Annotated in this window: 9 protein-coding genes; 2 read left to right on the top strand and 7 right to left on the bottom strand. The window is 69.5% G+C overall.

Translation table 11 applies throughout. From position 1 onward, the window contains the following. Positions 1-480: 480 nt before the first annotated feature. The 6 genes from AB0L60_RS16685 to AB0L60_RS16660 all read right to left on the bottom strand — a co-directional run bounded on the left by AB0L60_RS16685 (position 481) and on the right by AB0L60_RS16660 (position 6,441). Positions 481-1,467: a cytochrome c oxidase assembly protein gene (locus AB0L60_RS16685; protein WP_364613966.1), complete on the bottom strand. Its 987-nt coding sequence runs from the start codon at positions 1,465-1,467 to the stop codon at positions 481-483. 63 nt (positions 1,468-1,530) lie between these two features. Further along, positions 1,531-3,198 (bottom strand): metallophosphoesterase, encoded by a 1,668-nt coding sequence (locus tag AB0L60_RS16680; RefSeq protein WP_364613963.1) that lies wholly within the window; start codon positions 3,196-3,198, stop codon positions 1,531-1,533. Between the two features lie 369 nt (positions 3,199-3,567). After that, a complete protein-coding gene (locus AB0L60_RS16675) occupies positions 3,568-4,230 on the bottom strand; it encodes a DedA family protein (RefSeq protein ID WP_364613960.1) in 663 nt (220 codons plus the stop codon). A gap of 45 nt (positions 4,231-4,275) precedes the next feature. Continuing rightward, positions 4,276-5,604: a hypothetical protein gene (locus tag AB0L60_RS16670; RefSeq protein WP_364613957.1), complete on the bottom strand. Its 1,329-nt coding sequence runs from the start codon at positions 5,602-5,604 to the stop codon at positions 4,276-4,278. A gap of 169 nt (positions 5,605-5,773) precedes the next feature. Further along, positions 5,774-6,103 carry a DUF202 domain-containing protein gene (locus tag AB0L60_RS16665; RefSeq protein WP_364613954.1) on the bottom strand — a complete coding sequence of 110 codons (330 nt, stop codon included), beginning with the start codon at positions 6,101-6,103 and terminating at the stop codon, positions 5,774-5,776. Next, positions 6,100-6,441 (bottom strand): DUF202 domain-containing protein, encoded by a 342-nt coding sequence (locus tag AB0L60_RS16660; protein WP_364613952.1) that lies wholly within the window; start codon positions 6,439-6,441, stop codon positions 6,100-6,102. The genes AB0L60_RS16665 and AB0L60_RS16660 overlap by 4 nt, the downstream gene beginning before the upstream one ends. Positions 6,442-6,620: 179 nt before the next feature. Between AB0L60_RS16660 and AB0L60_RS16655 the strand changes: the two genes are divergently transcribed. Continuing rightward, complete coding sequence (locus tag AB0L60_RS16655) at positions 6,621-6,851, top strand: hypothetical protein (protein WP_364613949.1); 231 nt, start codon at positions 6,621-6,623, stop codon at positions 6,849-6,851. A 211-nt stretch (positions 6,852-7,062) separates the two neighbouring features. Beyond that, positions 7,063-7,491 carry a hypothetical protein gene (locus AB0L60_RS16650; protein WP_364613946.1) on the top strand — a complete coding sequence of 143 codons (429 nt, stop codon included), beginning with the start codon at positions 7,063-7,065 and terminating at the stop codon, positions 7,489-7,491. On the opposite strand, the gene AB0L60_RS16645 is transcribed toward AB0L60_RS16650, so the two are convergent. Beyond that, positions 7,488-8,651, bottom strand: a complete 1,164-nt coding sequence (locus tag AB0L60_RS16645) for a low temperature requirement protein A (protein WP_364613943.1) — start codon at positions 8,649-8,651, stop codon at positions 7,488-7,490. The two genes, AB0L60_RS16650 and AB0L60_RS16645, sit on opposite strands and share 4 nt — an antisense overlap. Between the last annotated feature and the right edge of the window lie 20 nt (positions 8,652-8,671).

Below are 8,671 nucleotides of genomic sequence, written 5' to 3'. Positions count from 1 at the left end.
CCAGGGCCGAGGTCGCGGCAAACTTCGTGTAACGCATACTTCTCGTCGCTTTCTTGATCGGGCGCTTCCCTCCTGGGAGCGAGGTCCTCATCGAGCACCCGAATCAAGATAAGTCAGCAAATGTTGCCTACTTGTTGCCAAACCGTAGCGAAGACACTCCTTAAAGTATGTTTTGCGTAAAGACGGCGTTCGCTGAACCCGTTGCGAGTGACCCAGGCAACCTTTCGGCACATAAAGAGGCCCGCCTCACACCCCCTTCCAGAGCGGTCGAGGCGGGCCTTTCTTCGCGAGCCGACCGAGGCCGGATCCTTGCTGGGGTCAGCACCGCTCAGGCCGTCGACGGCCACGTCGATCGAGTACTCGAGGTCGGCGAGGGTGTAGCTCAGCGGGCAGCCGGCGCTGAGCGATAGCCAAGAGCGTGTATCGATAGCCGATGTCACTGACTCCCAAACATGGTGAGCCAGATCACTTTTCAGTGGATCAGCGGCGGAAGCGCTCGCGCAGCTGCGGGTCGTTCTCCCACCACAGTCCGGTGGACACCGGCTCGTCGTCGGCCTCCCCGTCCCGGGTCGCGGTGCGCGACACCGCCTTCCGCCGCGTCCGCGCCGCCTCGGCGGCATCCAGCTCGGCATCGATCTCCCGGGCCCGGCGCTTCTCGTCGGCGGCGAAAGCCCGCATGACGACCAGCGAGTAGATCAGCCCGAGGAAATCGCCGAGCAGCCACAGGATGCCCGCGCCGATGGTCTGGTCCAGGCGCGCGTCCGGACCCCAGGTGCGGCCGAGCGAACCGTAGTAGCCGGCGGCGACCAGCGGCCCCAGCCACAGCACGATGCCGAGGATGCCGTCGGCCAGGGACTCCGCGATGGTGATGAGCAGCGACAGCCCCTGCGTGAAGTGCTTGGGCACCGGATCGATCTGCAGGCGCGAATAGAAGTACAGGAACCCGATGGCCACCACGATGATTCGGGTGACCGCGTCGACGCCCCCGTGCCGCAGCACCGACTCGTACCAGGGCGAGAGGAACAACGCCCAGGGCAGCAGCAGGATCAGCATCGAGGCGGTGGCCGGGTGGGTGAGCAGCCGGGCGACACTGCCGGAGAGCATGGCGTCCAGGCGTTTCCGGCCCGCCGGGCCCAGTGCCGCGCGCAGCACGGTGAACGGCGCACCGGCCGCGAGCGCGAAGGGCACCAGGTAGAGCAGCAGGAGCACCTGTAGCGCGCGCACCCAGAACAGGGTGTCGGAGTAGACGCCGATCATGCCGACGCCGGTGTACAGCCACACTCCCAGCCCGGCCAGCCCGAAGTAGAGGGCCCGGCTCACCGGAAGCTGTTCGCCGCGCTGTCTTCCCTTGAGGAAGCAGGCCGCGTACGCGAGCCCCAGGAGCGCGATGACCAGCACGGTCGAGGTGTCCCACCGCCAGGAGATCACCACACTGCTCAACTGCAGCGGTGTTCGGGTCTGTAACACGGGACCCAGTATGCGCCGTGCCGCCGCGGGGGACGGCACGGCTCCCGGGAAGGCGGTGCGCGGCTAGCGTGAGACCAGGCGGCGGTAGGTCACGGTGTCGAATTCGCGCCCATGCTCGTCGACCGCGACCACGTCCATCTCGCTGGAGAACACGCCGGGCCGCACATCCACGCGAATGAACGAGTAGCGGCTGAACCGCACCCGCGACCAGGCGACGGCCTCCTTGCCCTCCTTGCCGTCGGAGCCCCACAGGGTGCTCTCCGGCACGAAGGTGTCGGGCTGCTCGTTGCCGCGGTAGGTGTCGCCCGCGGCGAAGGTGCCGTGCGCCGCGCCGCCTCCGCCGACCACGTAGTAGACGGTGCCGTCGGTGTCGGGGTAGACGATCGAGTTGTCGGGCGCGGCCTTCGTCGGCTGCCCGCCGCGCATCGGGTCGGTGCGCTCGAAGTTGTGATTGTGGCCCTGCAGCACCAGATCGACCCGGTACTTGTCGAACAGGTCGGCCCAGGCCCCGCGCACGCCGCCGTCGCTGGCGCCGCCGATGCCGGTGGCGTAGGCGCACTCGTGGAAGAAGCAGACGATGAAGTCGATGCTCGGGTTCGCGCGGTAGCCGGCCAGGCTGGATTCCACCCAACTGGTCTGTGCGCCACCGGAATAGCCGAGGTTGGCGCGGACCTGCCAGCTCACCTCGTTGGCGTCCAGCGACAGCACCGCCACATTGCCGTAGGTGAACGAGTACACCGACGGGCAGCCCGCGGGCCCGTTGTCCGGAAAGTCCATGCGCGCCATCAGGCCGCCGTAGCCGTGATTGCCGTAGACGGCTTCCATGTCGTGGTTGCCGGTGGCGAACATCCAGGGCACATGGCCCGCGCTGCTCTCGATGGCCTGCAGGTAGGTGTCCCACACGAACGGGTTGTAGGCGTCGATGGCGTCGGTGTCGGCCTTGCCGTTGGGCACGAACCAGTCCGGGCCGCCGCCGTGGGAGGTGTCGGCGTAGCAGATGTCGCCGGCCAGAATGTGGAATTCCGGGTTGCTGGCGACGATCTGGCGCTGGATGTTCTCGGCATTGCGGGAGCTGGGGGCGTCGCCCTCGCCGTACTTGTTGCGGTAGGCGCCCGCGGGCAGTGCCGGGGTGTCGTCGACGCCCTGGTCGCCCATCATGGTGAAGCGGAACGGCAGCAGTGCGGCGCGTGAGCTCGGCATGGCGGTGTTCGCGGAGAGCACGTCGCTGCTGTAGCCGTCGGCGGTGCGCCAGCGGTAGAAGTGCGGCAGGCGGCCGGGCAGTCCGTCGACGGGGGCGTGGACGTAGAACTGTTCGGCCGACAACACTCCCCCGTCGGTGCGCGGGAGCTGGGTGACCAGGTTGCGGACCTCGGCCTCGAGGGTGCCGCCGAGCGCGGGGGTCGGGCCGTGGTCGAGGAAGACCTTGGTGGAGCCCGGGTTTCGCGACAGCTGGGCGGAGAAGCGCAGCTGGCTGGCCGCGTCCGTGCCGTACCCGACGCGGCGGCCGCCGACGGTCAGCGGGGCGTCGTCGGCGTAGGCGACGCCGCGGCCGCCGAAGGCGGAGCCGAGTCCGGCGGCGATGGCCGCGCTGCCTCGCAGGAAGGTGCGCCGGCTCACGCGATGCCGTTTCAAATACGAACGGTGCCAGTCGTATTGCTCGTCCATCGTCATCTGTGCGGCGAGCTGTGCCGGAATGCCCGTGCGGGGCACCGTGCCGAGGGGATTCAGCATCGAGAAAACCTTGTCACCGTGAGTCCGTTTGCGCGGTCATCAAAACGCCGCAAGCTTACGGACTCGCGACATGGCGGTGAACACAGGACAATTCGCGCGGCGAGTCGTCGGAATCAGGCGGGCAGCGCGATGTGCGGGTCGGTCGAGCGATACGGCTCGGCACGCGGACCAGTGGCGAAGCCGCGCAGCACGGTGGCGACGGCATGGTCGATGGAACAGGCCGCGCTCCCGCTCCGCGTATTCGATGTAGGCGCGCCCGGCGGTGGCCAGAGTTCCGCCGCCGCGGCGACGGGTCAGCGGCAGGCCTACGACAGCCGCAGCGCGAACTGGCTGCGGTCTGAGCCGGGCGACGCCCGAAACCGGTTGGGCTCAATCGGTTTCGGGCGTCATCAGACCCTGGTGGGTCGCCTCGTACTCGGTCTCGAAGGCCCGCTCACGGCGACGTTCGCGCAGCTTCCACACGATCAGCGCGAGTACGACGATGACGACGACACCGATGGCCAGGTCCCGGCCGACCGTCTTGGCCACCGCCTCGTAGGACTGCCCGGCCACGAAGCCGAGCACCACGAACGTGGTGCCCCAGACGATTCCGCCGGCGGCATTGAACAGCAGGAAGCGCGGATAGGGCATGCGCGAGGTGCCCGCCAGCGCGGGCATCATGGCCCGGAAGAACGCGGTGAACCGGCCGAGGAACACCGCCCAGCCGCCGCGCCGGGCCAGATAGTCCTGGGCGCGGTCGAGGCGGCCGCGATGCCGGTCCAGGATCGAGGCCTGCAGCAGCCGCGGACCCACGTGCTTGCCGATCTCGTAGCCGACGCTGTCGCCGAGGATGGCGGCAGCCACCACCAGCAGGATCATCAGCCACAACAGCACATGGCCCTGGCTGGCGGCCACACCGCCGAGCACCGCCGCCGTCTCACCGGGGATCACGAAGCCGACGAAGATCGCGTCCTCGGCGAACACCAGCAGGGTGACGACCAGGTACACCCAGATCGGCGCGATATCCAATATCCGGTGCAACAGCGAATTCATGTCCGCCACGGTACCCAGGCCGCTCGACCCGGGTGCTCGGGACGCTCAGCTCGCGGACGCCGCCATCCGAGCCTGTTCGGGCCGTCGCCGCAGCAGCGCCCACAGGCCCAGCGCACAGCCCACCGCGATCGCGAGGGCCGCGCAGCCCGGTGCGTACGAGGTGAAATCGGCTATGGTGCAAGGCTTTCCGGGATCGATCAGCAGGCAGTGCCCACGCCGGGCATAGTCGCGCAGCGCGAGCACCGGTGAGGGCACGTAGATCAGGGCGATGCCGAGCACCCGGGTGGAGCCGTAGCGCGGGGTGACCGCGCCGAAGCAGTAACCCGCCAGCAGGGCGAGCAGCGCGTGCCCGAGCACGGTGAGGACGACGGGATGCCCGGCCACGACCGTCAGCACCGCGTAGACGGACAGGCCGATGATGCCGACCGCGGCGGCCCGCGCACCGGGCCAGCGGATACCCACCACCAGCCCGCCGGCGACCAGCACCAGGAGACCCCAGATCGACCATCCCGGAATGCTGGTCACGAGGACGGCGCTGCCCGTCCCGGCCAGCGCCACCGCGAGCAACACCTGGACGCCGTCCCGCTTGGGCAGCATGAGCGCGGTGAGCAGGGCCCCGGCCGCCGTGGCCGCGCACGTCACCGCGATCACGAGCGGGCTGTCGCCGTGGCGGGCCAGCACACCGGACCCGACCAGGTCGACGCCGATCATGAAGGCGCCCGCGATGATCGGGACGATGGGCAGCTGGATCGAATGTGCTTCCACCGGATGCGCGCCCGGCTCGCGCAGGAACCGGAGTCCGATGACGAGCAGGGCCAGCGCGATCAGCCACAGCGGGGGCGCGCCGAGCGCGGGCCAATTCTGCGGGAAGTGCGGATCGACCACCTTGGACTTGGATTCCGGGAGGAGATCCTGGGCGACCACGCTGCCGAGCGCGCCCAGCAGCCACGCCGACGCCGCCCAGGTATACCGGGATTCGACGCGGGAGCGGGACAGCACCCCGGCCCCCGAACCGCCGAGAATGAGCCCGCCGGCAATGGAATCCAGGAAGTTCAGGGTGGCCAGCGAGGTGCCGAGCACGGCGTGGCCCCCCAGCAGGTGATTGACGAACAGCAGCGCCGCCCCGCCCAGCGCCACACCCCAGCGCAGGCTCTGCCCGCCCAGCGCGGTCGACAGCACGGCGGTCACGATCGCGACCAGCGCCCCCGCGGCAATCGCCTGCGGCAGACTGAAGACCAGCAGATCAAGATGCAGCGCCGAACTGCGGGAGGTCCACGCGAAGTCAATGGGCAGCATGAGCGCCAGCCCGGCGACGAGCGCCGCCAGGAACGCGGTGCCCGCCTCGATGGCGTCGCGGCCGCCCCGGACCCTCATCGGGATCCGGTGGACCGAGATCCGTCCAGCCGCTGACCAGCACTCATGGCGCCAGATTAGCAATCATCACGCTATCGAGCCGGGAGGTCGGCGGCCGCGTCCCCCACCCGCGATTCGCACATTCCGGGCCGGTGAGCAGGATGGATACCATGCGGCGGGCGGAATCCCGTCAGGCCCAGTGCGCGAGGACCATCGCCATCGCGGCGAGCCCCACCGCCGCCACACCCGCGAGCACCAGGAGCAGCAGCGGTCCGGTGCCGCGATGCGCGCCGCGGTGCAGACTTCGGCTGCGCGCCATGGCGATTGCCGCCACCAGCATCATGACCACGGCCGCGCTCAACGGCAGCAGGCCGGTCGGCCGCCAGTCGATCCCGCCCTCGGCGGCCACCTTCGTGAACAGTGCGGCATTGGCGATGGCGGAGATGGCGGTGCGCCGCCAGGCCAGCGCGGTGCGCTCGGTCGCCAGTCCGGGATCGCGGGCGATCGCCGGCGTGCTCACAGGCTGAGCACGCCGACCACGGCGATCGCGGAGATCAGCGCGACACCGGCCGCGAGTACCGGGATCAGCGCATTGCCCGGCAGCCGTTCGCCCGCCCGCATGGCCCGTTCCACCTTGCGCCACTGCGCGTACGCCCCGACCGCGAGCACCACCGCCAGCACGATGGCCGACATGGCGATGGCCGCGCGCACGCCGTGGATATGGAAGCCTTCGACCAGCGTGTGGACGGCGACACCGCCCGCGAGCAGGCCCAGCGCGGTGCGGATCCAGGCCAGGAAGGTGCGTTCGTTCGCGAGGGTGAATCGGTAGTCGAGTTCGGTCTGCTCTTCGGAAGCCACCCCTCCAAGTTATTGCGCAAAAACTGCAATAGCAGCACAGTGTGAGCACTCGGACAGGCCGGTGACCGGCCATGGCCGGCGCGAATCAGCGCACTCGGCTCACCGGATCCTCCGCAGCCGAGCTGTACGACGCGCTGATGCTCCGAATCCCTCCCCCACGGTCGCTTTGAATCGCGCCATTGCCGTCGGCATGCGCTCCGGCCCCGACGCCGGGCTCGAATTACTCGACACGGTGGCCGCCGCACCCGGCTCCGACCCGGCCCGCCTGGTCGCCGCCGCGCGCCGATCTGCTGCGCCGCTCGGGCCGCAATGATGCCGCGGCACGCGAATATCGGGCCGCGCTCGATCTCACCGCGAACGAGGCCGAGCGCGCCTACCTGCTCCGCCGGCTCGCCGCGGTCGGAGGCTGATTCAGCCGGTCGACCACATGCTCTGCTCCGGTACCGGACCATCCACACACAGCGGCTACCTGCGACCGCAGCATGTCGATCCGGCGGTGATCAGCGATATTGCCGACTGGCTCGGCGCGGAACCCGTCCGGCCGGGCCTGGGAGAGCGCCTGACAGAAGGCTGGAAACGCTTGCGCGGCATCGCCTCTCGAGCCAGCATCAGCGGATGAAAATGAGACATGTTGCAGTGTTGACGGCGAGCGCGGCGGTCGCGTTCGGTGTCGCCTCCGCAAGCGCGGGCGCGGCACCCATGCACACCCGCGACACCGCCATCGCGCTCGCCTATCTCGACGCGCTGATCAGCCACGACGCGTCGGCGGTGCCGTTCGCGCCGGACGCGACGCGGGTCGAAGCGGGCCTGCAGACCGGCTTCTCGGGGTCGCAGCTCACCTACGACCTCGAGCACGGGCCGCAGTATTCGCTCGTGCAGCGCTTCTACAATCTGCGCCTGACCGAGGCGGACGGTGTGGTGACGGCACGGTATCTGCTGGATTCCGGCGTCGCGGGGGTGCGGCTGGTGACGGTGGACATCACCGAAACCTTCGCGATCAGTGACGGTCTCATCCACACCATCGACGCCACCATCGTGCCGGTCGGCTAGCTCGCCCGGGAGCGGCGCATGAGCAGCAGCGGCCGTCCCGTCGACACCAACCAGTACTCGAAGGCGTTGAGGCCGGCCAGGATCGCGGTCGCCGCGGCCAGCGTCGCGATCTGCGGCAGCAGCGGCGCGGCGGCGGTCAGGACCGCCAGCGCCAGCGCGGTGACGAACCGGCCGAGGGTGGCCGCGCCGAACATGCGCCAGCGGGTGAACAGGAAGGTGGTCACGTAGAGGGTGGCGCCCAGCGGCAGCAGATATCCGGTCACGCCATGCGCCACCGCGGTCGGATGCTCGACCATGGTCCGCGCGCCCACCGCCACCAGCACCAGGCCGATCACCAGCAGCAGGTGCCCGTAGCTGAGCACATCCCGCACGACCGTGCCGCGCACCTGGTTGGTGCGCAGCGAATGCTCGACCGCGGCGAAGCCGTAGGCGAAGTACAGCCACCACAGGCCGCAGCCGAGCACGAAGATCAGCACCACCGCGATCCAGGCCGCCACACCCAGGTGTGCTTCCGCCGCTTGGGAACCCACCGAGGCGACGGTCTCGCCGAGCGCGATGATGACGAAGGTGGCGAAGCGTTCGGGCAGATGGGTCGCACCGAACTGGACCTTCTCCAGGCGGCGCGCCAGCAGCGCCGGACCGCCGAAGGCCAGCGCCACCGCGATGATCCAGAGCCCGTTGCGCATTCCGCCCGCGGGCGCGAGTGCGGCCGCCACCAGGAGCACCGCCGCCGCCAGGGTCACCGTGAACGGATTGAGCCAGTTCCCGAAGGTCCCCGCCGACGAGAATGCCCGCTTGTGCTGCATCTCGCCCCACAGCAGCAGCCGCAGTGCCAGGTGCGCGCCGGCCAGCAGCAGCGGTTGCGCGTGCCCGGTGAACGCGTGTGGCGCGGTGATCGCGATGACGAACATGCACAATCCGCAGGCGAACAGGAATAGCCGCTGCTGGTTGGAATCCTCCACCCCGTGCACGGCCAGCGTGGTCCCCACCCACGACCACCACATGATGCCCAGCAGCAGCACCGTCTGCCCGACCGCGCCCCAGCTCTGCCCCGTCACCGCCACGTGCGCGGCCTGCGTCACCGCGAACACCAGCACCAGATCGAAGAACAACTCGGCCCAGCTGGCCCGCTCGTGGGCCTCGTGTAGAGGTTCAGTCACACCCGTAAATCCCTGCCTAG

Source organism: Nocardia sp. NPDC051981, assembly GCF_040680715.1.
Classification (GTDB): domain Bacteria; phylum Actinomycetota; class Actinomycetes; order Mycobacteriales; family Mycobacteriaceae; genus Nocardia.
The sequence above is the reverse complement of the archived record's forward strand: the minus strand, read 5'-3'. Positions and strand labels throughout refer to the sequence as shown.

What these genes read in the sequence shown, in the direction of transcription:
- AB0L60_RS16680 (WP_364613963.1), bottom strand. Translation starts at nt 3,198, where the DNA reads ATGCTGAATCCCCTCGGCACGGTGCCCCGCACGGGCATTCCGGCACAG.
- AB0L60_RS16675 (WP_364613960.1), bottom strand. Translation starts at nt 4,230, where the DNA reads ATGAATTCGCTGTTGCACCGGATATTGGATATCGCGCCGATCTGGGTG.
- AB0L60_RS16670 (WP_364613957.1), bottom strand. Translation starts at nt 5,604, where the DNA reads ATGAGGGTCCGGGGCGGCCGCGACGCCATCGAGGCGGGCACCGCGTTC.
- AB0L60_RS16650 (WP_364613946.1), top strand. Translation starts at nt 7,063, where the DNA reads ATGAGACATGTTGCAGTGTTGACGGCGAGCGCGGCGGTCGCGTTCGGT.